Below are 23,989 nucleotides of genomic sequence, written 5' to 3'. Positions count from 1 at the left end.
GTCTCGTCCTTGTGTCCGGACGAGGCGGGGGGAGAGTGTTTGCTGCCGTGGGCGATTTTCCAGGATATGCGGTCGTCTACTGGCGTCTGCTGGTGGCCGGGTTCCGGCGGCAGTGGCACTACAAGCTGGCGATGTTCGCCGGACTGTTCACCAACTCCGTATTCGGATTCGTTCGCGCCTCGGTGATGGTCGCCGCCGTCGGCGCGACCGGCGGGTTCGCCGGCTACGACGCCGGTAGCATCGGTGCCTACGTCTGGATCTCGCAGGGACTGCTCGGCTCCCTGCAGTTCCTGTCCGCCGATCACGAACTCGGCGAGCGGATCCGCTCCGGGGATATCGTCGTCGATTTCCTGCGGCCCGTCGATATCCAGCTGAGCAATCTCGCCACCGATCTCGGACGAGGCCTCTGCGCCCTAATTCCGCGCCTGGTGCCGAGCCTGTTCATCGGTTCGCTCACCTTCGGCCTGATGCTGCCCGGCACACCGGCGTCCTATCTACTCGGCGCCCTGAGCCTGCTGGTGGGGATCGCGATTTCCTGCCTCGCCCTGTTCGCCCTCACCACAGCCGGTTTCTGGGTGGTGGAAACCCGCGGCATCCGAACCCTTTACCAAACCTGCGGGCCCTTCCTCGCGGGCCTCTTCGTTCCGGTACACGTTTTCCCGGACTGGTTGAAGGCATTCGCCAACGCGACGCCCTTCCCTTCCATGCTGCAGGTACCGGTGGATGTGCTGTCCGGACGAGTTATCGGCTGGGCCGCGGTGCAGGTGGTCGGAACACAGATCTTCTGGCTGCTGGCAGTGGGTGCTCTGGGACGTGTACTGCTGGCAGCGGGCAGGCAGAAGATGGAGGTCCAGGGTGGTTGAGACCGCACCGCCTGTTGCTCCGCAGCGGCCCGGCCCTGCCGGTTCCCGTTGGGCGCCGTACGCGGCCGTGCTGAATTCGCGGATCCGGGCGCAGCGTTCGTACCGGGCGTCCTTCGCCGGCGAAATCGTGGCGGCGATGTTGCTCGGGCTGGTGGAATTCGCCGAGGTATGGCTGATCTTCCGGCAGGCAAAGGTGCTGGGTGGCCTGGACATGGATGCCGCGCTCCTGCTGTTCGGCCTGAGCAATCTCGCCTTCGCCTCGGCCCAGCTCGTCTGCGGTCATCTGGACAAGCTGCCCGCTCTGATTCGGCTCGGGATGCTCGATATCTATCATCTGCGTCCGCAGCCGGTGCTGTTACAGCTGATCACCAGCGATTTCTCGCTGCGCCGGCTGGCGCGGGGCGGTGTCGCCCTGATCGTCCTGGCGGCCGGGTTGGTGCGCAACGACATCGAATGGTCCGCGGGCACGGTGGTGTTGATCCTGCTGACCGTCGTCAGCGGCGCAGTCCTGTTCGCGGGCCTGTTCGTGGTGGCCGCGGGCTGCCAGTTCTTCCTGATCGACGGCGCGGAGCTGACCAACAGCTTCACCTACGGCGGATCCTTCGCGGCGACCCAGCCGGCATCGGTGTTCCCCACTCCACTGCGGATCCTGTTCTGCGTCGCGATACCGGTCGCGTTCACCGCCTACTTCCCGACGCTGGCCGTGTTGGGGTTACCGGGACCGGCCGGGCTGCCGTCCTGGCTTGCGTGGTGCGTACCGCTGGCGGCGGGCTGGACGTGGCTGCTGGCGGCGGTGATGTGGCGAATGGGTACCCGGCACTATCAGAGCGGTGGTGGATGAGATGGGAGATCGGTGATGGCCGGCGCGGATTCGATCATCGAAGTCGAGGAGCTCACGCGGGAGTTCGTCCGGTATCGGCGCGACGGTAAATGGCGGCGACCCAGGCGCGAGGTCGTCACGGCGGTGGACATCATGAGCTTCCGGGTCGAACGGGGTGCGGCGGTCGGTTATATCGGTGCCAACGGGGCCGGCAAATCGACCACCATCAAGATGCTCGCAGGCATCCTCGTGCCCACTGCCGGCACGGTGCGAACCTGCGGGCTGGAACCGATCCGGCGCCGCCGGGAACTGGCCGGCCGGATCGGTGTGGTGTTCGGGCAACGCTCCCAGCTGTGGTGGGACCTGCCGCTACGCGAATCGTTCATGATCCTGGCCGCCATCCACCGCCTGGATCCTGCGGCCGGCCGGGCCCGCACCGCGGATTTGGTCGACCAACTGGAAATGGGCGATACCCTCGATACCCCCGTCCGGCAGTTGTCGCTGGGGCAGCGGATGCGCGCCGAGGTCGCGGCGGCACTGCTGCATTCCCCGGAGCTGATCGTTCTCGACGAGCCGACCATCGGCCTGGATGTCCTGTCCAAGCAGCGGTTGCGCGAATTCCTGCGGGCCGAACGGCTGGAACGGGGCACCACACTGTTGCTCACCACCCACGATATGGGGGATATCGAGCGGCTCTGCGATCGTGTGCTGGTGGTGGACCACGGCCGGCTCGCCTACGACGGGTCACTACCCGGCCTGGGCGCGATGATGGGTGCACAGCGGGTACTGGCCGTAGACCTCACGATGCCGGCGCCGCCGCTGCGCGATCTGCCCGGGGTGCAGCTACTCGGATACGAAGCCGACGGGATGCGGCAGCGACTCGCCTTCGACCCCGACGCCACCACCGCCGCCCAGCTACTGGCCGAAGTATCGGCACGCGCCGAGGTCCGCGACCTGTCCATCGAAGAACCCGATATCGAGGACATCGTGCGACGGTTGTACGAAACTGCCCGCTGAAACCCGCGAGGCGCCGGCCCGGGGGCCGGCGCCTCGACGCTGCGGTATTCATGCGATCCGGGCAACGGCGGCGGCTTGCCGGAATGCCGGTCTTTCGTTGCCGCCGCTGGTCCCGATTCGCTGGAGTTCTTACATCTCGGCGTTGCCGGCTTTCCATTCCGGCCACGGGATATTCCAGTCACCCAGACCGTCCACCCCGGACAGGGTGCCGCCCACCGTGTTCTTCACGATCGCGAGATCGCCGCGTTTGGCGGTGTCGAACACCCACTGGGCGTCGGCCGGGCTCAGGTTCAGACAGCCGTGGCTGGTGTTCGTATTGCCCTGAGCGCCGAGCGACCACGGCGCCGAATGGAAGAAGATCCCGCTGTAGGACATTCGGGTGGCCCAGTCCACATCGGTGCGGTAACCGTCGGCGGAGTTCACCGCGACCCCGTAGGTGGAAGAGTCCATCACCATTTGCGCATGCTTGTCGGCGATGATGTAGATGCCGTTGTCGGTAGGAGTGTCGCTCTTGCCCATGGATGTCGGCATGGTGCGGATGACCTGGCCGTTCTTCTCCACCGTCACCATCTTCGTGTTGTCGTCGGCGGTGAACACCACCGCGTCACCCACCACGAAATGTGAGTGGATATCGTTCTGGCCGTACAAGCCGTTGCCGAGATCCTTGCCGTAGACGTTCACATCGATGTTCACCCGGGTGCCGGGTGTCCAGTAATGCTCGGGCCGCCACCGGACCTCGCGATTGTTCACCCAGTAGAAGGCGCCCTCCACCTGCGGTTCGGTCTTGATGGTGATGGCTTTCTGCGCGGCCAGGCGGTCGGGGATGTTCTCGTCGAACTGGATCGCCACGGGCTGGCCGATCCCGACGACCGCGCCCTCACCGGGGTTGAGGTACGGCTTGGTGACATTGCCGGGCGCCGTGGTGGTGAAGCTCATGCCCGCGGTGGATGCGCCGCCGAGACCGATGGACCGGGCCTGCAGCTGATAGGTCTTGCTGTAGCCCAGGGGTTCGGTGGTCGACCAGCTGCGCCCGTCCTCGGACAGCTGCCCGGCCACCGGCTGGTTCTCCGGATTGAGCAGAGCCACATCGGTGAACAGGCCATCGCTGATCTCGAACTTCATCGGGCTCGCAGGCGAGACGCCGATATCGCCGTCCTTGACGGGGGCGACCAATTTGGGCTTGATGAGTTCGTTGATGGGGTTGCGGTCGATGGCTACAGTGCCCTCCGCCGCCTCCGACGAGGAACACCCGGTCAACACCATCGCCAGTAAGGCGACCAGGACCATCGGTCCGAAAACCCAACCGACCGGCCTGCGCCGACCACCTATACGCATATCAACCCCGTTTCAAAGTCCCGGCACACCCGCTACGCGCCGATGGCTTCGGATCCGACCGATTACCTGCTCACCTCGACCCACCGCAGCGGCGGGACCGGTCGAGACCACATCCAACATTCTGCCAGCCGTGCCGAAGTGATCCCAACCGTCGAGCATCACTTCCGGCTCCGGTAGCCCACCTACACATAGGGTTAGGCCTGCCGTTTGTTACGGCGTCGCCCGGCTCACGCCGGTCCGACTCGGTATCGATTTCACTTCTGCGGTCCGGGCCTGTTAATGTCTGTCCCGCACCGCACGACGGGGCACGCGCCATTAGCTCAATTGGCAGAGCAGCTGACTCTTAATCAGCGGGTTCGGGGTTCGAGTCCCTGATGGCGCACCACCAGCACGATTTTCGAACCCAGAGTTCATGTTTCCCCAGCTGCCGGGGAAAGTCCCAGCTCTTACCGTATGCGCCGACTGTCGGCCGAATTCCGTCGATCGTCGTTGCGAGGGGCCTTGCGCCCGCCCGCCGGCGTCCCGCACGTACCTCACGCGATTCGCCAAATCCACCACCGCCTCACCGCTGTTCGCCGACGACAAACCTGCGTACCGATACAACGCCGGTGTGGAATGCGCCACAAGCACACCGCGCCGGATGTGACTGATTTGCATCACCTTCGATTCCGGAAGGTGGCCGGACCGTTCGCTACTCGAGTCCGGCTCCGGTGCACCGGTATCCATTACTGTGCTCAGCATGAGTGAGCCCGGCCCGGTGACGGTAGCGGAACGTGACCACGCCGGTCCCCGGCTCGTATGCCCGGAAACAGTATGAGCACCGTAAAGGCCACGTCAGGGCGGGCGCGGGTGGTCGCATGGGGGCTCTGGGACTGGGGGTCGGCCGCCTTCAACGCCGTGATCGCAACGTTCGTTTTCGCTGTCTATCTCACCGACAGCGTGGGCGATGATCTGCCCGGGGATATCTCCGCCAGTGCGTGGCTGGGCTGGGCGCTCGGGCTCGCCGGCCTGCTGGTCGCGCTGACCGCGCCCGTCATCGGCCAGCGATTCGACGCGACCGCGAATCGCAAACGTTCACTCGCGATCATGACTGCGACCGTGGTCGGCCTGATGGCCGCCATGTTCTTCGTGCGTGATGAATATCACTACCTGTGGCTGGGGCTGGTGCTGCTGGCACTCGGCCACGTCTTCTTCGAGCTTTCGACCGTGCCCTACAACGCCATGCTGCGCCAGGTGTCCACGCCCGACACCGTCGGCCGGGTTTCCGGTTTCGGCTGGGCAATGGGCTACTTCGGCGGAATTGTCCTGCTGCTGATCTGCTATTTCGGGTTCATCTCCGGCGACGGCGACGAACGTGGCCTATTGGGTATCGGCACCGGCGACGGACTCAACATCCGGTTGGTGCTGGTCTTGGCGGCGGTCTGGTTCGCGGTGTTCGCGCTGCCGGTGTTCTTTGCTGTCCCGGAGGTGCGCCGCACCGGCGCCGACCCGGGTGCCGCTACGGCGGGCTTCTTCGCTTCGTACCGCGTGCTGTGGCGCGATCTGCGCGAGCTCTGGGTTCTGGACCGCCGGGTGATCTGGTTCCTGCTCGCCAGCGCTGTCTTCCGGGACGGGCTGGCCGGTGTCTTCGCCTTCGGGGCGGTGCTGGCCGTGCAGGTATACGGGATCAGCAATTCCGATGTACTGCTCTTCGGTATCGGTGCGAACGTCGTCGCCGCCTTGGGCGCGATCGTGGCGGGCCGGTTCGACGATTCGGTCGGGCCGAAACGGGTGATCGTGGTCTCCCTGGCCGGTGCGGTGGTCTGTGGTATCGCGCTGCTGCTGGTTTCCGGTGCCACCATGTTCTGGATCTTCGGCCTGGCGCTGACCCTGTTCGTCGGTCCCGCGCAGGCCTCTGCGCGTTCTTTTCTGACCCGGCTGACACCGCCGGGGCGGGAAGGTCAGCTGTTCGGGCTCTACACCACCACGGGCCGGGCTGCCTCATTCCTGTCGCCCACTCTGTTCGGCCTGTTCGTCTGGGCTTTCGACTCGGATCGGGCGGGTATCGCCGGGTTGCTGGTGGTGCTCGGTGCCGGGCTCGTCGCGGTGCTGCTGGTCGCCGCGCCCGAGCAAGAGCGAGCCGAGTCCGTGGTAACCGGCTAGAGCCTCGCGGTCAGGGTTTCCAGGCGCCCATGCCGAGGGTGATGAGCCGGACCTGCGCGATCGTGCGCTCGATGATCGGCTGCTGTTCGCGTGGTGCGGCGGATACGTAGTCGGCGATACCGTCGGTCACGGTCGCGACCAGGAGGTCGGCTGCCACCTCCAGATCGGCCGGGGACCAGGAGTCCAGTGCCGGCACCCGAGACAGATCGGCCACGAGTTCCCGCACGATCAGCTGCAGTTCGAGTGCGATCGCCGTACGCAGGGGCGCGCTGCCGCCGCGCTGCTCCCGGATCAGGAAACCGAAAAGTTCTCGTTTGGCGGTGACCTCGCCGAAGACGAAGCGCACGGTTTCCGACAGTCGCGCATCCGGTTTCCGGCGCAGTTGCCGCAGGGCCAGTCGCAAGGCCTGCACACCTTCGTCGACGAGGGTGGCGCCGAGGTCTTCGAGCGAGGCGAAATGCCGGTAGAAGGCGGTCGGCACGATGCCGGCAGAGCGGGCGATCTCACGCAGGCTCAACGCGCCGAAACCGCGCTCGGCGGCGAGCGCGAGGGTGCCGTCGAGCAGGGCTTGCCGGGTGCGCTCCTTGCGCTCGACACGGCTCGCTCCCTGATCGGTCATTCCGGTGAGCATACAGCCGTTCACCATTCGATCCTCTCCATCTTGTCGCCTGCATCACACCGATTCCTGGTTGACAGTTCCGTCGGGGTATCCGGCACACTAGTTGAGTGTACATTCGTACACCGAAGCTGATCGAAGTTTCGTGACGCGACCGACAGGGACGGAGAACTCCGATGGCCCTCCTCGACCTGGTGCAGACCCTGACCACCCCGCACCCGGTGGACCGGTACCTGGAACTGGTACGCCCGATGCTCACAGTCCGCGATATGCGGGCCCGGATCGTCGGTGTCGACCGTTCGGTACCCGGCACGCTGTCGCTGAGCCTGCGCCCGACCCGGCAGTGGGACGGTCTGTTATCCGGCCAATTCGTGCAGCTGGGAGTGGTGATCGGCGGGGTACGCCATCTTCGCTGCTATTCGCCGGTGAACTCCCAGCACGACCGGCGCCGCCGGCTGGACCTCACCATCCGGGTGCACCCGCACGGGCTCGTATCGCGCCACCTGCACGAATATGCCGAGCCGGGAATGGTCCTGGACCTCGAGCCGGCCTCCGGAGTGTTCCATCTGCCGCGGCGGCGTCCGGACCGAGTGCTGTTGATCAGCGGCGGCAGCGGGATCACCCCCGTGCTGTCGATGCTGCGCACGCTCGCCGACGAGAACTACTCGGGCGAGGTGGTGTTCCTGCATTACGCGCGGTCGCCGGAGCTGGTACCGCATCGGGACGAGCTCGCCGCAATCGCCGCCGTCCACCCGAATATCTCCGTGGAACTGCGGTACCCGGAGCGGGACGGGCGCGGGTTCGGCCACGATGAACTCGACCGGGTGGCGCCGTGGTTCACCGAGGCACAGACCTTTCTGTGCGGTCCGCCGTCGCTGATGGAATCGGTGCGCAAAATCTTCACCACCGAAGGGGTCGGTGAACGCCTGCACACTGAGGAGTTCGTCGCGACGGCGCCCCCGATGGATACCGCCGAGGTGCACGGGACCACCACGTTCTCCGCCAGCCGGGTCACCGCAGAGAACGCCGGGACATCGCTGCTCGCGCAGGCCGAAGCGGCCGGGCTCAGCCCGGAGTACGGCTGCCGGATGGGGATCTGCTTCTCCTGCACCTCGGTGCGGCGCAGCGGCTGCACCCGCAACCTGCGCACCGGTGACCTGGAAACCGATCCCGACCAGCCGATTCAACTCTGCGTCCAGGCCGCCGTGGGCGACGTGGACATCGACATCTGATTCCGCGTGCGTTCCGCGCACCGGAATCCGATATCCGAACCGAAGGGGAGAACAGATGACAATCCTCACCGAGACCGAGAACGGGCCGCTGGTCCTCGCGCCCGAGCAGGTCGAGGAAATCGGCCGAACCCTCGACGAACTGCGCGACCGCCTCGTCGCCGACCTGGGCGACCGCGACCGCGAATACATCTACAACATCATCAAGGCGCAGCGCGGTTTCGAGATCGCCGGGCGCGGGCTGTTGTACCTGGGTTTCCTGCCGCCGTTCTGGCTGGCGGGCGTCGCCGCGCTGAGCGTGTCGAAGATCCTGGACAATATGGAGATCGGCCACAACGTGATGCACGGCCAGTTCGACTGGATGCGTGAGCCGAACCTCAATTCCCGGGTGTTCGAATGGGATACGGTCTGCCCGGCGGAACAGTGGAAGCATTCGCACAATTACATGCACCACACGTACACGAATATCCACGGGCGAGATCGGGATATCGGCTACGGCGTGCTGCGTATCGACGAGGGTCAGGATTGGCACCCGTACTACCTGGGCAACCCGCTGTACGCGTTCCTGCTGATGGTGTTCTTCGAATGGGGCGTGATGCTGCACGACCTCGAGGCCGACAATATCGTCAAGGGCCAGCGCACCTGGGCGGACCTGAAGCCGCTGATCAGGGGGCAGCTGCGTAAGTCGGGGCGGCAGGTGTTCAAGGACTATGTGGCGTTTCCACTGCTGTCCGGGCCGCTGTTCCTGTCCACTCTGGCCGGCAATGTGACGGCCAACCTGGTGCGTAACCTCTGGGCGTACTCGATCATCTTCTGCGGGCATTTCCCGTCGGGTGTGCAGAGCTTCACCGAAGCGGAAACCGCCGGCGAGACCCGCGGCGAGTGGTACGTCCGGCAGATGCTCGGCTCCGCCAACATCAGCGGTAGCCCGCTGTTCCACATCATGTCCGGCAACCTGTCGCACCAGATCGAACACCACCTGTTCCCGGATCTGCCGGCCAACCGGTATCCGGAGATCGCGCCGGAGGTGCGGGCCCTGTGCGAGAAGTTCGGCCTGCCCTACAACACCGGGCCGCTCGGAAAGCAGATCGGTTCGGTCTGGGCCAAGATCTTCCAGCTTGCCCTGCCACCGCAGATCCAGAAATCCCGGTTCGCCCGCTTCCTGCCCGCTGTACTGCGGAAACGCGAAGAACCCGGTGTTATCGTGATGCGTCAGCAGAGTCCAACCGGAGCGGGCGTGTGATGATCGGCAAATTCGAGGCCAATAAGGATCTGATCCAGGAACTCACCTCCTCGGGCGCGCGCCGGGTCGGCAATATCGCGGGAATCATCACCGGTACCGTTGCCGAGGTGACTCGGGAGGTCGGTGAGTGGATCACCGATGCGATCGAGATGAACGAGGCCGCCGCCGCGGCCCGCCGCGATTCGGCTGCCGAGTCCGGTAAGGACTCCACCGAGCGTATGGATGATTCCGGCGGTCGCGCTACGCCCGAGACGAACCCCACGGTGACACCGCGGCCTGTCGATGTCGTGGATGCCGATGTGGTGGACGCCGAGACCGCCGACCCCGACCGTCCCGGCAAGCACACCTGATCGATCCGATAGCCGCCCGGTGGAATTTTTGCACCGGGCGGCTACTCATGGGCTAACCTCTGGTCTCGTGCCCGCCTATGTGTCCTCCCCGGAGCTGACCTTCGGATTCCTGTTCGCACTGGAGGATCCCGAGCGGATAGCCGAGGTGGTGCGCGGCCTGATGGAACGGAAAACTGTATCGGTCTTCCGCCTTGCACGGCTGTCCGACGACGCCGGCCCCCCGGAACGCTACGTGGTCAACTGGGCCGCGATCCCGCAGATATCCATCACCACCGATGCGCCCGAAGTCGATGTGCTCCGCGCCGGGCGGGTGATGCTGGTCAACGCATTCCTGGGGCAGGGCGGCGAGATCCGGCTGTACTCGGCCGAAGGGCGAGCCCCGGAGTAATGCGGGCGCATGCCCGAGGGGCGCCGGCGCATGAGAGGCAGTGGGTGGTATGCGCCGAGAATGCTGTCGACGGGGCGAGGGATTGCCCGGTTGGAGTGACGCCGGACGGAATCCGGTGGCTTCCCGTGACTGTTGGTGCATCGCCGTTACCGAACTGTAGCCTTGTTCCGGGTTTCGAATGTAGGCGATGGGCAAGGAGTTGGACGCTGTGGAGAACGTATTACGGCTACTGATCGTGCTAGGGGGCACGCTGGCCGTGACGATCGCGATCGGCTGGGCCATCGACCGTGGGCTGCGGTACTGGTCGGCCCGACATCCGAAAACCCCGATTCCCGGCCTGCTGCGCCGGGTGCAACTGCCGCTCCAGCTGTTTCTCGGATTTGCCGCGTTGCGGATGACCTACCCCCTGGCCGACCTGAACCTGCGGCAGGACACGGTGATCCTCAGCGTCCTGGCCACGATGGTCACCATGTCAGCGGTATGGCTGGTGGTGCGAATCGCCGACGCCATCGCCGACGGCCTGCTCAACACCTATTCGCGCCGGGCGCGCGATCCCCGGCGGGTGCGCCAGCTCAACACCCAGTTCACCCTGATCCGGCGGATCGCCAGCACGGTGCTGGCCATCGCCACCGCTGCGATCGCCATGTTGGTGCTGTTTCCCGGCCTGCGGGTCCTGGGTACCTCGCTGCTTGCCTCGGCCGGCATCATCGGCATCATCGCCGGTGTGGCGGCCCAGTCCACGCTGAGCAATCTGATGGCGGGGTTGCAGATCGCCTTCGGTGATTCGGTGAAGATCGGCGATACGGTCGTGGTCGAGGGCGAGATGGGCACCGTCGAGGAGATCACGCTGTCCTTCTTGACCGTACGGATCTGGGACGATCGCCGGCTCACTATGCCGGTCTCGTACTTCAACAGCAAACCGTACGAGAACTGGTCGAAGGGCGGTAACGAGATGACCGGGACGGTGTACTTGCATCTGGACCACAGCACCCCGGTGGCCGAACTGCGCGCGCATCTCTACGAATATCTGAGCGATCACCCGGATTGGGACGGTCGCAGCTGGAACCTGCTGGTTACCGACAGCACCCCGACCGGTATCGAGGTTCGTGCGTCGATGACGGCCCGCGATCCCGACGCCGTGTGGTCGCTGCGTTGCGCGGTACGTGAGAAATTGATCGGCTGGCTCAACGAGAACTACCCCGGTGCGCTGCCCCGGCTCGGGGCGCTGGACGGGCTCGACGCGCCCGCTCGGTAGCGAGGAGCCCGTCGGTCACTTCACGAGTTGATCTCGATGGCGTGTCTTTGTTGCACGTTCATCGCGAAACTGTGTGTTGTACCTCACAATTGAGGTACGGCCGCGCTGAAACCCGGCCGGCCGGGCCAGCACTCTCGAAGGAGCCCGATCGTTATGTCTGCTCCCACCGGTTATCCGGTCCGTGTCCGGGGCGACCTGGATCCCGCGCTGTCGCGCTGGATGTGGATCGTCAAATGGATCCTCGCCATACCGCACTACATAGTTCTGTTCTTCTTGCATATCGGTTATGCCGTGGTCACGGTCATCGCGTTCTTCGCGATCCTGATCACCGGCCGGTACCCGCGGGTGCTGTTCGATTACAGCGTCGGTGTGATCCGCTGGTCCTGGCGGGTGAGCTACTACGCCTGGACCCCGGCCGGGACGGACAAGTACCCGCCGTTCACCCTGTCGGCCGACGACAACTATCCCGCGGATCTGGACGTCGACTATCCGCCGACCCTGCATCGCGGCCTGGTGCTGGTGAAGTGGTGGCTGCTGGCCATCCCGCATTATCTGATCATCGGTGCGATGACCGGAGCAGCCTGGGTGGTGACCGACGATGCGGACGCTATGGCCAGTGCGGCCGGTCTTCCGCTGATCGGTGTGCTGACCCTGGTGGCGCTGGTCGGCCTGCTCTTCGTCGCCCGGTACTCCCAGGGGCTGTTCGACTTCCTGATGGGCGTCAACCGGTGGATGTTGCGGGTGCAGGTCTATTCGTCACTCCTGCGCGACGAATATCCGCCGTTCCGGCTGGATCAGGGCGCCCGCGAGCAGACGCCACCGGCGGCCGGTAAGACCGAGCCCGCGGCCTGACCGGAACACACCGGCAAAGAAAAAGCCCGAGGGCTGTGGGCCCTCGGGCTTTCAGGGTGAGTGACGGGACTCGAACCCGCGACATCCAGGATCACAACCTGGTGCTCTACCAACTGAACTACACTCACCATTGCCGGTTTGCACCGGCGGCCTAGATACTAGCGCGTTCACCCCGTTGTTAGCCAATCGGTTTCCGGTGTGGCGGTGACCTGGGCCTATATCGACTCCTCTGCCGCGGCCGCGATCTCCTCCGCCGACCGGGCGCTGACCTCGGCGGCAATGGCGGTGATCTCCGCCGTCGACGGTCCCGGAGCGGGGACGAATACCGTGCGCCGGTAGTACTCGAGTTCCCGGAGGGATTCCCGGATATCGGCCAGCGCGCGATGAGTCAGGCCCTTCTCCGGCTGGCCGAAATAGATACGCGGGTACCAGCGCCGGCACAGTTCTTTGATCGAGCTCACATCGATCATCCGGTAATGCAGATGCTGGTCGAGTAGCGGCATATCCCGGGCGATGAAGCCGCGGTCGGTGGCGATGGAATTACCGGCCAGCGGGACCACCCCCGCGGTGGGGGCGTACTGCTTGATGTAGTCGAGTACCTGCTGTTCGGCCTCGGCGAGGGTCACACCGGATTTGCGGACCTCCTCGGTGAGGCCGGAGCGGGCATGCATATCGGTGACCACCTGCGGCATGGCGGCGAGTGCCGCATCGTCGGCATGGATCACGATGTCCACACCGTCACCGAGGACGTTCAGTTCGCTGTCGGTTACGAGGGCGGCTACCTCGATGAGCTTGTCGGTGACCAGGTCGAGGCCGGTCATCTCACAATCCATCCACACCACTAATTTGTCGGACACTCGTCCTACCCTAATCAGCCCGGCTGTTCGTGCGGTGCAGTCGCGGTGGTCACGATCTGTGAACGACTTCCGGCGGGCGGTCCGTCACCCGCCGAGCTTCTTGTAGAAGGCGCCTGCGACGGGAGCTGTGAGCGCGCGCGGACCATAGTTGCCGGCGGTGCTCATTCCCTTGCCGATCAGCCCCGGTACCACCCGGGTTTTGTTGCGGGCGAGCCCGTCGATCGAAATCCGTGCGGTGTACTCGGAGGAGACCCAGAGGAAATCCGGGACCATCCGGTCGACGAGCGAGGCGTCGGAGGGGTCGGGGGCTTCGGTACGGACCGGGCCGGGGGCCAGGAGTGTGACGTGCACCCCAGTACCTTTCAGCTCGCCGCGCAGGGATTCGGTGAAAGTGTTCGCAAATGCCTTGCTCGCCGCGTAGGTGGCGTTGTTCGGGATAGGCATATTCCCGGCGGCCGAACCGCTGACCAGGATGCCGCCGGCGCGCCGGGCCAGCATGGCGGGCAGCACCGCCAGGGTCAGATCCTGCACCGCGACCGCGTTCAGCTCGAGCTGGGCACGCTCGTAACCCGGATCCAGGCCGGTGATCGGCCCGAAGGTCGCGATACCGGCGTTGTTGCACAGAATCGAGATATCGCGCCCGGCCAATTCTTCGCTGAGCGGCGTGCGTTGCGCCCGGTCGGCCAGATCGACCGCGCGGACTTCCGCGGTGATGCCGTGGGTGCGGGTGAGCCGATCGGCGAGTTCGTCCAGCAGCTCACCCCGGCGTGCCACCAGAATCAGCGAATGGCCCCGGCGGGCGAGTTCCGCCGCGAGGGCGGTCCCGATTCCGGATGAGGCCCCGGTCACAACAGCGCGGCTGTCGGCGGTAGGCGAAGGCAAACCCATTCGCACACCCTAGGTCAGAATGCAGGGCGGATCCTGGTGGGGTGTGTGCCGCCGGTGGTATGCACCGGTCCGGGCCATTCATCCTCGCGGCGGTAGCGTCAGCGAACCAGCAGCTATTCGACTGTTTCCCGGGGGTTTATCGAGTTCTGAAATGCCTGCCATTCGTTGATCCGGAGAATAGCGTCGTGGGTATATGCCGGGTAATTCGGTACTGGACGGTGTGGTGTGGTGCCGGGCTCGCCGAATAATTATGTGGATTCAAGATTTTCACAGTCGGTAGCAACCGGTCGGCCAACTCGCGTGAAGCGTTTCGCTGCCGTGTGTCCGCGTCGCACCCAGGGGGAACAGGCTGTTCCCAGGTTTTCGGTCTTTTCTTTGCCGGACCGCCGACATTGTCGGACCTGAAAATCGTCCGGCGAATTGTCAAGTGCTGTTGAGTTCTGGTTGATTTACTTCCTCATGGTTGAAGTAGGTGATCGAATGTTCTGCATGGCAACGACAAGGCACAATATGGCGGGCCGGCCATCCAGGGGGACGTTGGCGTGACCGAGACCACCGGTCCAACATTGCGTTCGACCCCACTGCAGTATCGGGTGCCGGAGCCGGGGACCCGGCAAATGGGATACCGCGACGCGGGACACAGTCCTCGGCTCCGGGTGGCTCTGACCACCGGCGACGACCTACTTGCACGAATCCCGGACAGCGATGTCGCCACCTTCCGCGGCGACGCCTACCGGCGCCTGACACCGGCGGAATTCGCACGAGTGGACGCCGTGTACACCCAAGGTCTCGAAGCGGCCTGCCGGTGGTTCACCACGCGCAGCGGTCAACCCTGCCGCCACAACCTGGACAGCCGGACCGACCCGATCTGGTTCGGGCGCAACGAGGTGGCCTGGGCCGACCGGATGCGGACCGTGCTGCGGCCACGTCCCGCGGCGCGACGGTTTCCGCCCGCCCGCGCGGTGGGCCCGACCGACGAATGGCTGGACATTCTCGGGCTCTATCGTTTTCTCGGCGGATTCGTCGCAGGCAGCCGGGGGCGCGGGCACACGGTGGTCCGGTTGCGTGGCGCCCAAGCGGCCTTCCTGCTGCACGGTATGCGCCTGGAGCTGCCACCCGACCTCAATTATTCAGTAGGTACCGGGATGACCACCGTGCGTCTCGATACCAGGACCGTCGAATGGATCCGGGCCCGGACCGCCGATCCGGTCGATGCCGCGGCTCTCGCGACAATGCTTTTCACCGGCGCCACCGCGGTGGAGCTGGGTTGCGTGCCACGCGTGGCGTCGACCGGCGATGCACTCGTATTCACCGGGCCGATCGGGTACTCGCAGGCCGCCGATGTGTATGTCTGGGTGATCCCGCCCGCTGCTCGGCCCCTGCTGGAGGATGCCTGCGCCTATCGGGAAAACCACCCGGAGGGTGGCTTGAAACTGTTCACCGGTGCGATAGGTGCTGCTGGTGCACGGCTCCGCGACACCGCCGCGCACTGTGGGATTGCCTTACCGGAATCGCATCATTGGCACCGCAGCTGGATTCGCCAGTCGGGGTTGCTGCGTGGCCAGGAGCAGCCGGAGTATGTGCGCAACACCGACCTGCTGTTCGGGCTCCGGCTCGTCTCGCGGCCCGGGCCGGAGCGCGGCGAATAACATCCGCCGGTGTGTCGCCGAGTCGGCTCGGTCACCGGCCCCTCATGGCGAACCGGTTCGATTCGGATACGGCCATGCGCGGGCGGGGCGGTGAGTGCGGAAGCAACCACATCTCCGCAGGCACCCGCTTTTATGGGCACGATGAACCCGGAAAACCTGAAACCACGGTGGATCTGGCGTGTTTGTACCGCATCGAGATGGGTACACCCACTCCGACTGGCCCGAACAGCTCAGTCGGGTGGGTGGAGCGCCCCCGGCAGGAATCGAACCTGCGACCTAGGGATTAGAAGGCCCTTGCTCTATCCAACTGAGCTACGGAGGCAGTGTTTCCACCATGGCGGACAACGGCCGCGCTGTCCAGCCGAAAAGTGTAGCGATCGATCCGATCGTTTGTTTTGGCGTGTCCGAAAATGGCCCCGCCGGGCCCGCCGGGGCCCGCCGAACTACTCTCGAAGCTATGTCGTCAGTCCAGGCCCCCGCCGTCGAACCCACCGCCGAGGCCGGTCGGCCGGGCGGGTCGGCGGCTGTGACCAGCGCCCTCACCGTGGTCGCCGGAACACTGGCGGCACTGGTGGCGATCCTGGTGGTGAGTGCCTCGGCGGCCCAGGCGCTGGGTCTACTGGGAATCCCCGACCCCGGCCCCCTCACGACCTACGGTCTGCCCGCGGTACGGGCCCTCGCCGATCTGTTCGCGGCGCTCACCGTGGGCGCCCTGCTCTTCGCTGCCTTCCTCGTTCCGCCGCAGCGCAGTGGACTGCTCGATACCGGCGGCTACCGCGCTGTCCGGCGGGCTTCGGGTCTGGCGTTCGCCTGGGCGGTCTGTGCTGCGCTGCTGGTACCGCTGACGGTCTCCGACAGCACCGGCCGGCCGGTAACCGAGGTCCTGGCACCGCAGGAGCTGTGGGGCGTGATCGACCAGATCGAATTGGCCGGTACATGGCGGGTCACCGCCGTCGGCGCGTTGTTGCTGGCCCTCGCGTGCCGGTTGGCGCTGCGCTGGGGGTGGACACCGGTTCTGTTCGCCGGATCGGTCGCGGTGATGATGCCGCTGGCGCTCACGGGCCATTCCTCCTCGGGCGGAGCGCACGATGTGGCTACCAACAGCCTGATCCTGCATTTGATCGCCGCCGCGGTCTGGGTGGGCGGTCTGGTCGCGCTGCTCGTGCACGCGCTGCGCGACGGTACGCACACCGGCCTCGCTGCCCGCAGGTTCTCCCCGCTGGCGGCGGTTTCGTTTGTGGTGCTCGCAGTGAGCGGGGTCGTGAACTCCTGGGTTCGCGTCCCCATGGACGAACTGTTCACCAGCACCTATGGTCGCCTGGTGCTCGCCAAGGCCGCAGCCTTGATCGTGCTCGGCGTGATCGGATACTTCCAGCGGCGCTCGGCGTTGCCGGCGCTGGCCGCCGAACCGGGAAACCGGCTCGCACTGGCCCGGTTCGCGGGTGTGGAAACGCTGATATTCGCGGCGACCATGGGCCTGGCGGCGGGGCTGGGACGGACGCCGCCACCGCCGCCGACCAGCGTGCCGACCCCGATCGAAGTGGAACTCGGGTACGGGCTGGCGGGCCCACCCACCGTCTCCCGGCTGCTGTTCGACTGGCGGTTCGACCTGATCTTCGGCACGCTCGCCATCGTCCTGGCGGTGCTGTACCTGCTGGGTGTCCGCCGGTTGCGGGCGCGCGGCGACAGCTGGCCGATGGGCCGGACTCTGGCCTGGATGCTGGGGTGCGCCGTACTGCTGTTCACGACCTCGTCCGGTGTCGGCCGCTACTCGCCCGCGATGTTCAGCGTGCACATGGGCGCGCATATGGCCCTGTCGATGCTGGTGCCGATCCTGTTTGCGCTCGGCGGAGCGGTGACGCTCGCGTTGCGCGCACTGCCACCGGCCGGCCGGGACGGAGCGCCGGGCCCGCGGGAGTGGATTCTGGCGGCCGTGCACAATCCGGTCTCGCGTTTCCTCACCCACCCCATCGTCGCCTCCGTGGTATTCGTGGCCGGTTTCTACGCCCTGTACCTGGGCGGGATATTCGACACCTTCGTCGATTCGCATGCCGCCCACCTGCTGATGAATCTGCATTTCCTGGCCAGCGGCTACCTCTTCTACTGGGTGGTGATCGGTATCGACCCGAAGCCACGCCGGGTGGAACCGCTCACCAAACTCGCCATGGTGTTCGGATCCCTGCCCTTCCACGCGTTCTTCGGCGTGGTGCTGATGGGTATGAGCACCGTGCTCGGCGGCTGGTTCTACCGCAGCCTCGGCCTGGACTGGCATTCCGACCTGCTGGGCGATCAGCGCACCGGTGGCAGTCTGGCCTGGGCCAGCGGCGAGGTGCCGCTGGTGGTCGTGATGCTGGCATTGCTGATCCAGTGGTCGCGTAGTGATGCCCGGCTGGCCCGGCGCACCGACCGTGCGGCGGAACGCGACGACGACGCGGAACTGGCCGCGCACAATGCCATGTTCGCCCAATTGGCCAAGCGAGATCGGGCAATGAAGTAGATGACCGAGCAGAAAACCCCGCTGACACCCCTGCAACCGTTGCGCCGCATCTACCGGTCCGATGTACGCGCTGCGCGGCGGCGGCTGGGCAGGCATATCCGTAAGACCCCGGTGTTCCACACTGTCGTTCCGGGGCCGGGCGGGCCAGTGCCGGTCACCTTGAAACTGGAGTATCTGCAACACGGCGGCACGTTCAAGGTGCGCGGCAGCTACAACGCGCTGTTGTCGGAGCGGGTGTGCCCGGAAGATGTCGTGATCGCATCCGGGGGAAACGCGGGCATAGCGGCGGCCCTGGCCGCAGCCGGCATGGGTAAATCCTGCACGGTGGTGGTGCCCGAATCGGCGCCACATACCAAAGTCGCGGCGATGTGGTCGCACGGTGCGGAGGTGCGCTGGCACGGAACCACCTATGCCGAGGCCTACGAGCACGCGCGTGAGATCACCGCGGAACGCGGTGCGCTCCAGTTGCACGCCTATGATCTGCCCGCGGTGGTGGCCGGTGCGGGAGTGATCGGTCTGGAAATCGAGGAGCAGGTGCGCGCCCGCCCGCCTGTTCTGGTCGCCGTCGGCGGTGGTGGCCTGGTCGGCGGGATCGCGGCGGCCGCCGGACGGCGCCGGGAGATCGTGGGGGTGGAACCCGAAGGTATCCCGACAATGCATGCGGCCCTGGCCGCGGGCAAACCGGTCGATGTCGAGATCTCCAGCATCACCGCCGATGCCCTGGGGGCAACGCGGCTCGGGGCGATCTCGTTCGATATCGCCCGCCGTTACGGGGTCCGCTCGGTCCTGGTCACCGACGATGCGATCACCGAGGCTCGCGACTACCTGTGGCGGGAATTCCGTATCGTGGTGGAACTGTCCGGAGCGGTGGCCCTGGCGGCGATTCTCAGCGGTGCCTACGTTCCGCCGGACGGTCAGCGCCCGGTGATCGTACTGTGCGGGGCCAATACCGAGCTCCCGGTGCTCTGAACCGGCAGCCCGGACAGTCCGCCCGCACAGGAGCTGGTACCGGTAGTGCCGATGGCGCTCGGCCGGGCCGCGCGATCGGGCATCCGCCGCTTCCGATCGAGTGGCCGGTGGTTTCCCAGCTCCGTCGCTGTGTGAGTGAGGACGGTGATTTCCACAATCTCGCCGGTGACGGGGAGTTGTCCACAGATGTCGATTTCTTCCGGCGGGGTGCCTCGGAAGCGGGCACGATGAATTCGTTCCCGGGCTGCGGGGCGGGGGTCGCCCGGTGACGCCGGGCTCGACGAAGGGGTGGACTCGTGTACGAAACTCTGGCAACAGTGGTGGGTACGGTGGTGACCGAGCCGGTCAAGCGCGATCTTGCGAGCGGCGAGCAGGTGCTGAGCTTCCGATTGGCCAGTACCGCGCGCCGGCTGGACCGGGAATCGGGTGAATGGGTGGACAACGGGACGCTGTTCCTGACGGTGAGCTGCTGGCGGCGGCTGGTGGCCGGCGTCGAAGCCTCCGTCCACCGCGGCGATCCGGTGATCGTGCAGGGGCAGCTGCGGTCGAACGAGTACCGCACCCGCGACGGCGCCGAACGCCGGGACCTGGAGATGCGGGCCCATACCGTGGGGCCCGATCTCAGCCGCTGCACCGCCCAGGTGGTGCGACGGCGCACCGGGTATGCGATGGTGACCGGGAATAATCCGGCCGATCCCGACGCTGCGAGGGCCGGGGACAGGATGGCGGGGGAGCAGGACCATCCACCGGGGGAAGAGTCGGCATCCGGCGACCGGCCGGTGAACGCCGACGTGTGAAACCGCACCGATGTTTGACGGATAGGGTGATCGCCATGGCTGAGTTCATCTACCAAATGAAGAAGGTTCGTAAGGCGCACGGCGACAAGGTCGTGCTCGACGATGTCACCTTGAACTTCCTTCCCGGCGCCAAGATCGGCGTCGTCGGCCCCAACGGCGCCGGTAAATCCAGCGTGCTGAAGATCATGGCCGGATTGGATCAGCCGAACAACGGCGAAGCCTTTCTTGCGCCGGGTGCCAGCGTGGGGATCCTGCAGCAGGAGCCGCCGCTGAACGAGGAGAAGACGGTCCGCGGCAATGTCGAGGAGGGCCTCGGGGAAATCAAGGTCAAACTCGACCGGTTCAACGAGATCGCCGAACTCATGGCCACCGATTACTCCGACGAGCTCATGGACGAGATGGGCAAACTCCAGGAGGATCTCGACCACGCCGACGCCTGGGATCTGGATTCGCAGCTCGAGCAGGCAATGGATGCCCTGCGCTGCCCGCCACCGGAAGAACCGGTCACCAATCTCTCCGGTGGTGAGCGCCGCCGCGTGGCGCTGTGCAAGCTGCTGCTGAGCAAACCGGATCTCCTGCTGCTCGACGAGCCGACCAACCACCTCGACGCGGAGAGCGTGCTCTGGCTGGAACAGTTCCTGGCGCAGTATCCCGGTGCTGTACTGGCCGTCACCCACGACCGGTACTTCCTCGACAATGTCGCCGGCTGGATTCTCGAGCTCGACCGGGGCCGGGCCATCGGATACGAGGGCAACTACTCCACCTACCTGGAGAAAAAGGCCGAACGCCTCGCCGTGCAGGGCAAGAAGGATCAGAAGCTGCAGAAGCGGCTGAAGGACGAGCTTGCGTGGGTGCGTTCCGGCGCCAAGGCCCGCCAGGCCAAGAGCAAGGCGCGGCTGGGTCGCTACGAGGAGATGGCCGCCGAGGCCGAGAAGATGAAGAAGCTGGACTTCGAGGAGATCCAGATTCCGGCCGGGCCGCGCCTGGGCAGCGTCGTGGTCGAGGTCGAGCATCTGGACAAGGGCTTCGGCGATCGTCAGCTGATCAAGGATCTCTCGTTCACGTTGCCGCGTAACGGCATCGTCGGTGTGATCGGGCCGAACGGCGTGGGTAAGACCACCCTGTTCAAGACCATCGTCGGTCTGGAGGAACCGGATAGCGGCACGGTGAAGGTCGGTGAGACCGTCCAGCTGAGCTATGTCGACCAGACCCGGGCCGGAATCGACCCGAAGAAGACGGTCTGGCAAGTGGTTTCCGAGGGGCTCGACTATATCGAGGTCGGTCAGCAGGAAATGCCGTCGCGCGCCTATGTGAGCGCCTTCGGGTTCAAGGGACCGGATCAGCAGAAGCCGGCCGGTGTGCTCTCCGGTGGTGAACGCAACCGACTGAACCTGGCGCTCACCCTGAAGCAGGGGGGCAACCTGATCCTGCTCGACGAACCCACCAACGACCTGGACGTGGAAACCCTCGGATCGTTGGAGAACGCGCTGGAACAGTTCCCCGGATGCGCCGTGGTGATCTCCCACGACCGGTGGTTCCTGGACCGTACCTGCACGCATATCCTCGCGTGGGAAGGCGACGACGACAACGAGGCCAAGTGGTTCTGGTTCGAGGGCAACTTCGAGGCATACGAGGCCAACAAGATCGAACGCCTCGGATCGGAAGCCGCACGGCCGCATCGAGTGACGCATCGCAAACTGACCCGCGGGTAACGCCGTAAATTTTTTCCTGCGACCCGGTTGCGGGACTACCCTCGGGGCGGCATCGGTATGTCTTCCGAAAAAATCCGCATCCAAGGGAGTGGGAAATGACGGTCTCGTCCGAATTGTCCAGCGAGGCTTGGGTTGCCGAACTGCCGGACAACCTCCGTGCCGGCCTCCACGCTCTGGAGGAGGGATATTTCCGGCATGTGGGCACCGACGAGGCAGACTGTGAGATCTCCAGTGCCGAGCTCACCTTCCGGGCACATCTCGCACTTGCCCTGACCCGGCAGCCGGGTCAGGGTTCGGTGCGGGTCCACCATCCCGACGACGGGTCCGGTCTGGGTGCCGCGGTGCAGATCGTGACCGACGATATGCCGATGCTCGTCGATTCGGTCACGGCCCTGCTGGCCCGTCTCGGCGGTACGGTGCGCGAGGTCATCCATCCCATCGTCACGGTGGAACGGGATGCGGACGGCCGGTTGCGAGCGGCTCGGCCGCACGATGCCGATGCCGAACGCACCGGCTCGGCGATGGGTCGCGAATCCTGGATCCACCTGCAATTGCATCCCGCGACCAGTGCCGAGCTACTCGACGAGATCGCCGCCGCTGTACCGGGAGTGATCGGCGATGTCCGGCAGGTGAGCAACGATACCGAAGCGATCCACGCCGTGCTCCACGATCTCGCGGCCGGACTCGACCGGGCCGGTGACACCGTCGCTACGGCAGATACCGATATCGCGCCCTCGGACTGCGCCGGGTTGCTGCGCTGGATGGCCGCCGGCAATTTCACCGTGCTCGGCTACGCGCGTTATCGCACCGAAGCCGGCGAATCGGTGCCGGTGCCGGTTCCGGAATCTGCACTCGGGGTGCTGCATACGGGCACCGCGATCGGATTCCAGGTACCGGTCGTCACCGGTGCGCCGCGCCTGCTGCGGATGACTCAGGGCCTGGTCCCGGTCACCATGCAGCGGGCGGTCTACCCGTTCTTCATCGGTGTGGCCGACGTGAACGACGCGGGCGAGATCCGTGGCGAGCATCTGTTCATAGGTGTTTTCACCGTGACGGCGCTGCACGAGAACGTCCTCGATATCCCCGTGGTGGGCACACGGGTGCGCGCGGCCATCACCGGTAGCGGTTTCGAACTCGATTCGTTCTCGGGTCAGGCGATGCTCGAGGTCATGCAGGGCTTCCCGCGTAGCGAACTGTTCGCCTGCGATGCGGCCACGCTGCGCCGCATCGCGGCCGCCGTACTCAATGTGGGGCTGCGCCGGCAGGTTCGACTGTTCCTGCGGGTCGATCCCTACGGCCGCTTCGTCGCGGCGATGGTGTACCTGCCGCGGGATCGATACACCACCGCGGTCCGGCTGGAGATGCAGGACATCCTGGTACGCGAACTCGGCGGTGCCTCCATCGACTACTCGGCCCGGGTGAGCGAAAGCGAGCTCGCGAGCGTGTATTTCACCATCCGGCTGCCCGGTGCCGATACCACCGAACCGGTGCGGGTGTCCTCGGCGGAGGAGATCTCCGAGTCCGAGCGGTTGCGCATCCAGAACCTGCTCGGTGAGGCGAGCCGCACCTGGGACGACCATCTCAACGACGAGGTGAGTGCCTCGACCGTCCTGGACCCGCAGATCGTGCGCCGCTACTGCGAAGCGTTCCCGGACGGCTACAAACAGGATTTCAGCGCCCGGCGGGCGCTGGCCGATATCGATCGTCTGGAGCGGTTGCGGACGGGCAGTATCGATCAACACCTGTACCGCGTCGCCGAGGCACCCGCCGGCTCCTGGCGGTTCACGCTCTATATCGGCGGCGCCGGGATCTCGCTGAGCCAAGTGCTGCCGGTGCTCCAGAGTCTCGGGGTGGAGGTGCTCGACGAGCGCCCGTACCGGATCCGGCGGGAAGCCGACGGTATCGGTACCGTCGGCGAACGGTGGATCTACGATTTCGGTTTGCTGGCGAGCGCTGAGTTGTTGCGCGCCGCCCTCGATCAGGACCTCGATGCCGAACTACTCGAGGGCGTACCGGGTACGCGGGCGAGTGCGGCGGCCGGAGTCCGCGATCGGTTCACCGACGCGTTCGACGCCATCTGGTACGGCCGGGCGGAGGCCGACGGACTCAACGAACTCGTCCTGCGCGCCGGGCTGACCTGGCGTGAGGTCGCCGTCCTGCGGACCTACGCGAAATACCTGCAGCAGGCCGGGTTCCCCTACAGCCAGGTCAATATCGCCCGCGTCCTGCACACCTATCCGGATACCGCGCGATTGTTCGCGCGATTGTTCGCCGCTCGGTTCGACCCGGACCGCTACTCCGCCGACGATGCCGAGCGGCTCGAAGAGCAGGTACGTGAGCGGATCGACCAGGTGGTCAGCCTGGACGCGGACCGCATCCTGCGGGCCATGCTGGGACTGATGCTGGCCACTCTGCGCACCAACTACTACGTCACCGACTCCGGCGGCGCGGCCCGGGAATTCATCTCGGTGAAGGTCGAACCCCAGGAGATCGCCGAACTCCCGCAGCCG

Annotated in this window: 21 protein-coding genes and 3 tRNA genes; 18 read left to right on the top strand and 6 right to left on the bottom strand. The window is 65.7% G+C overall.

The window, feature by feature from the left end; translation table 11 throughout:
• Positions 1 to 47: 47 nt before the first annotated feature.
• Genes NS6_RS18350 through NS6_RS18340 form a run of 3 tightly spaced genes read left to right on the top strand, consistent with a single transcriptional unit; the run spans position 48 to position 2,700 of the window.
• Entirely contained in the window at positions 48 to 863 is an 816-nt protein-coding gene (locus NS6_RS18350) for an ABC transporter permease (protein ID WP_068043489.1), read from the top strand.
• Entirely contained in the window at positions 856 to 1,704 is an 849-nt protein-coding gene (locus tag NS6_RS18345) for an ABC transporter permease (RefSeq protein ID WP_068043487.1), read from the top strand. Before NS6_RS18350 ends, NS6_RS18345 begins: the two co-directional genes overlap by 8 nt.
• Before the next feature lie 15 nt (positions 1,705 to 1,719).
• Positions 1,720 to 2,700: an ABC transporter ATP-binding protein gene (locus NS6_RS18340; RefSeq protein ID WP_068043485.1), complete on the top strand. Its 981-nt coding sequence runs from the start codon at positions 1,720 to 1,722 to the stop codon at positions 2,698 to 2,700.
• Between the two features lie 129 nt (positions 2,701 to 2,829).
• Here NS6_RS18340 and NS6_RS18335 read toward each other — a convergent pair whose 3' ends face one another.
• Positions 2,830 to 4,035: a L,D-transpeptidase gene (locus NS6_RS18335; RefSeq protein WP_068043483.1), complete on the bottom strand. Its 1,206-nt coding sequence runs from the start codon at positions 4,033 to 4,035 to the stop codon at positions 2,830 to 2,832.
• Between the two features lie 309 nt (positions 4,036 to 4,344).
• Between NS6_RS18335 and NS6_RS18330 the strand changes: the two genes are divergently transcribed.
• Positions 4,345 to 4,420, top strand: a tRNA-Lys gene (locus tag NS6_RS18330).
• 428 nt (positions 4,421 to 4,848) lie between these two features.
• Complete coding sequence (locus NS6_RS18325; protein ID WP_068043481.1) at positions 4,849 to 6,177, top strand: MFS transporter; 1,329 nt, start codon at positions 4,849 to 4,851, stop codon at positions 6,175 to 6,177.
• A gap of 10 nt (positions 6,178 to 6,187) precedes the next feature.
• Here the strand turns inward: NS6_RS18325 and NS6_RS18320 are convergent, their stop codons facing one another.
• Positions 6,188 to 6,796: a TetR family transcriptional regulator gene (locus NS6_RS18320; protein WP_068043558.1), complete on the bottom strand. Its 609-nt coding sequence runs from the start codon at positions 6,794 to 6,796 to the stop codon at positions 6,188 to 6,190.
• 173 nt (positions 6,797 to 6,969) lie between these two features.
• Between NS6_RS18320 and NS6_RS18315 the strand changes: the two genes are divergently transcribed.
• The 6 genes from NS6_RS18315 to NS6_RS18290 all read left to right on the top strand — a co-directional run bounded on the left by NS6_RS18315 (position 6,970) and on the right by NS6_RS18290 (position 12,110).
• Positions 6,970 to 8,025, top strand: a complete 1,056-nt coding sequence (locus NS6_RS18315) for a ferredoxin reductase (RefSeq protein WP_068043479.1) — start codon at positions 6,970 to 6,972, stop codon at positions 8,023 to 8,025.
• A gap of 55 nt (positions 8,026 to 8,080) precedes the next feature.
• On the top strand, positions 8,081 to 9,265 hold the full coding sequence (locus NS6_RS18310) for a fatty acid desaturase family protein (protein ID WP_068043477.1): 1,185 nt from the start codon (positions 8,081 to 8,083) through the stop codon (positions 9,263 to 9,265).
• Positions 9,265 to 9,615, top strand: coding sequence for a hypothetical protein (locus tag NS6_RS18305; RefSeq protein WP_068043475.1), 351 nt, complete (start codon positions 9,265 to 9,267; stop codon positions 9,613 to 9,615). The genes NS6_RS18310 and NS6_RS18305 overlap by 1 nt, the downstream gene beginning before the upstream one ends.
• Positions 9,616 to 9,682: 67 nt before the next feature.
• Positions 9,683 to 10,003, top strand: a complete 321-nt coding sequence (locus NS6_RS18300) for a hypothetical protein (RefSeq protein ID WP_068043473.1) — start codon at positions 9,683 to 9,685, stop codon at positions 10,001 to 10,003.
• Positions 10,004 to 10,190: 187 nt separating this feature from the next.
• Entirely contained in the window at positions 10,191 to 11,258 is a 1,068-nt protein-coding gene (locus NS6_RS18295) for a mechanosensitive ion channel family protein (RefSeq protein WP_210747033.1), read from the top strand.
• 153 nt (positions 11,259 to 11,411) lie between these two features.
• Positions 11,412 to 12,110 carry a DUF4389 domain-containing protein gene (locus NS6_RS18290; protein WP_068043471.1) on the top strand — a complete coding sequence of 233 codons (699 nt, stop codon included), beginning with the start codon at positions 11,412 to 11,414 and terminating at the stop codon, positions 12,108 to 12,110.
• Between the two features lie 55 nt (positions 12,111 to 12,165).
• On the opposite strand, the gene NS6_RS18285 is transcribed toward NS6_RS18290, so the two are convergent.
• The 3 genes from NS6_RS18285 to cmrA all read right to left on the bottom strand — a co-directional run bounded on the left by NS6_RS18285 (position 12,166) and on the right by cmrA (position 13,855).
• Positions 12,166 to 12,238 (bottom strand) — tRNA-His (locus tag NS6_RS18285).
• Between the two features lie 87 nt (positions 12,239 to 12,325).
• Complete coding sequence (gene orn / locus NS6_RS18280) at positions 12,326 to 12,967, bottom strand: oligoribonuclease (RefSeq protein ID WP_068043469.1); 642 nt, start codon at positions 12,965 to 12,967, stop codon at positions 12,326 to 12,328.
• Between the two features lie 84 nt (positions 12,968 to 13,051).
• Positions 13,052 to 13,855 carry a mycolate reductase gene (gene cmrA, locus NS6_RS18275; RefSeq protein ID WP_068043468.1) on the bottom strand — a complete coding sequence of 268 codons (804 nt, stop codon included), beginning with the start codon at positions 13,853 to 13,855 and terminating at the stop codon, positions 13,052 to 13,054.
• Positions 13,856 to 14,397: 542 nt separating this feature from the next.
• Here cmrA and NS6_RS18270 point away from each other — a divergent pair.
• Positions 14,398 to 15,504 (top strand): hypothetical protein, encoded by a 1,107-nt coding sequence (locus NS6_RS18270; protein ID WP_157112823.1) that lies wholly within the window; start codon positions 14,398 to 14,400, stop codon positions 15,502 to 15,504.
• Positions 15,505 to 15,752: 248 nt separating this feature from the next.
• Here NS6_RS18270 and NS6_RS18265 read toward each other — a convergent pair.
• Positions 15,753 to 15,826 (bottom strand) — tRNA-Arg (locus NS6_RS18265).
• 135 nt (positions 15,827 to 15,961) lie between these two features.
• On the opposite strand from NS6_RS18265, the gene NS6_RS18260 reads away from it, so the two are divergent.
• The 6 genes from NS6_RS18260 to NS6_RS18240 form a co-directional block, all read left to right on the top strand.
• Positions 15,962 to 18,001 carry a bifunctional copper resistance protein CopD/cytochrome c oxidase assembly protein gene (locus tag NS6_RS18260; RefSeq protein ID WP_068043464.1) on the top strand — a complete coding sequence of 680 codons (2,040 nt, stop codon included), beginning with the start codon at positions 15,962 to 15,964 and terminating at the stop codon, positions 17,999 to 18,001.
• Positions 18,002 to 18,970 carry a threonine/serine dehydratase gene (locus tag NS6_RS18255; RefSeq protein WP_068043462.1) on the top strand — a complete coding sequence of 323 codons (969 nt, stop codon included), beginning with the start codon at positions 18,002 to 18,004 and terminating at the stop codon, positions 18,968 to 18,970.
• Positions 18,971 to 19,101: 131 nt separating this feature from the next.
• A complete protein-coding gene (locus tag NS6_RS34825) occupies positions 19,102 to 19,239 on the top strand; it encodes a hypothetical protein (RefSeq protein ID WP_157112822.1) in 138 nt (45 codons plus the stop codon).
• A 27-nt stretch (positions 19,240 to 19,266) separates the two neighbouring features.
• A complete protein-coding gene (gene ssb, locus NS6_RS18250; protein ID WP_084471184.1) occupies positions 19,267 to 19,767 on the top strand; it encodes a single-stranded DNA-binding protein in 501 nt (166 codons plus the stop codon).
• Between the two features lie 35 nt (positions 19,768 to 19,802).
• A complete protein-coding gene (gene ettA, locus NS6_RS18245) occupies positions 19,803 to 21,479 on the top strand; it encodes an energy-dependent translational throttle protein EttA (protein ID WP_068043554.1) in 1,677 nt (558 codons plus the stop codon).
• A 95-nt stretch (positions 21,480 to 21,574) separates the two neighbouring features.
• The coding region (locus NS6_RS18240) for an NAD-glutamate dehydrogenase domain-containing protein (protein ID WP_174552609.1) at positions 21,575 to 23,989 on the top strand (2,415 nt) is incomplete at its 3' end.

The sequence above is a fragment of the Nocardia speluncae NBRC 108251 genome, assembly GCF_001613245.1.
Lineage (GTDB): Bacteria > Actinomycetota > Actinomycetes > Mycobacteriales > Mycobacteriaceae > Nocardia > Nocardia speluncae.
The sequence above is the reverse complement of the archived record's forward strand: the minus strand, read 5'-3'. Positions and strand labels throughout refer to the sequence as shown.

What these genes read in the sequence shown, in the direction of transcription:
- NS6_RS18340 (WP_068043485.1), top strand. Translation starts at nt 1,720, where the DNA reads ATGGCCGGCGCGGATTCGATCATCGAAGTCGAGGAGCTCACGCGGGAG.
- NS6_RS18335 (WP_068043483.1), bottom strand. Translation starts at nt 4,035, where the DNA reads ATGCGTATAGGTGGTCGGCGCAGGCCGGTCGGTTGGGTTTTCGGACCG.
- NS6_RS18325 (WP_068043481.1), top strand. Translation starts at nt 4,849, where the DNA reads ATGAGCACCGTAAAGGCCACGTCAGGGCGGGCGCGGGTGGTCGCATGG.
- NS6_RS18320 (WP_068043558.1), bottom strand. Translation starts at nt 6,796, where the DNA reads ATGACCGATCAGGGAGCGAGCCGTGTCGAGCGCAAGGAGCGCACCCGG.
- NS6_RS18315 (WP_068043479.1), top strand. Translation starts at nt 6,970, where the DNA reads ATGGCCCTCCTCGACCTGGTGCAGACCCTGACCACCCCGCACCCGGTG.
- NS6_RS18310 (WP_068043477.1), top strand. Translation starts at nt 8,081, where the DNA reads ATGACAATCCTCACCGAGACCGAGAACGGGCCGCTGGTCCTCGCGCCC.
- NS6_RS18305 (WP_068043475.1), top strand. Translation starts at nt 9,265, where the DNA reads ATGATCGGCAAATTCGAGGCCAATAAGGATCTGATCCAGGAACTCACC.
- NS6_RS18295 (WP_210747033.1), top strand. Translation starts at nt 10,191, where the DNA reads ATGGGCAAGGAGTTGGACGCTGTGGAGAACGTATTACGGCTACTGATC.
- NS6_RS18290 (WP_068043471.1), top strand. Translation starts at nt 11,412, where the DNA reads ATGTCTGCTCCCACCGGTTATCCGGTCCGTGTCCGGGGCGACCTGGAT.
- cmrA (WP_068043468.1), bottom strand. Translation starts at nt 13,855, where the DNA reads ATGGGTTTGCCTTCGCCTACCGCCGACAGCCGCGCTGTTGTGACCGGG.
- NS6_RS18260 (WP_068043464.1), top strand. Translation starts at nt 15,962, where the DNA reads ATGTCGTCAGTCCAGGCCCCCGCCGTCGAACCCACCGCCGAGGCCGGT.
- NS6_RS18255 (WP_068043462.1), top strand. Translation starts at nt 18,002, where the DNA reads ATGACCGAGCAGAAAACCCCGCTGACACCCCTGCAACCGTTGCGCCGC.
- ettA (WP_068043554.1), top strand. Translation starts at nt 19,803, where the DNA reads ATGGCTGAGTTCATCTACCAAATGAAGAAGGTTCGTAAGGCGCACGGC.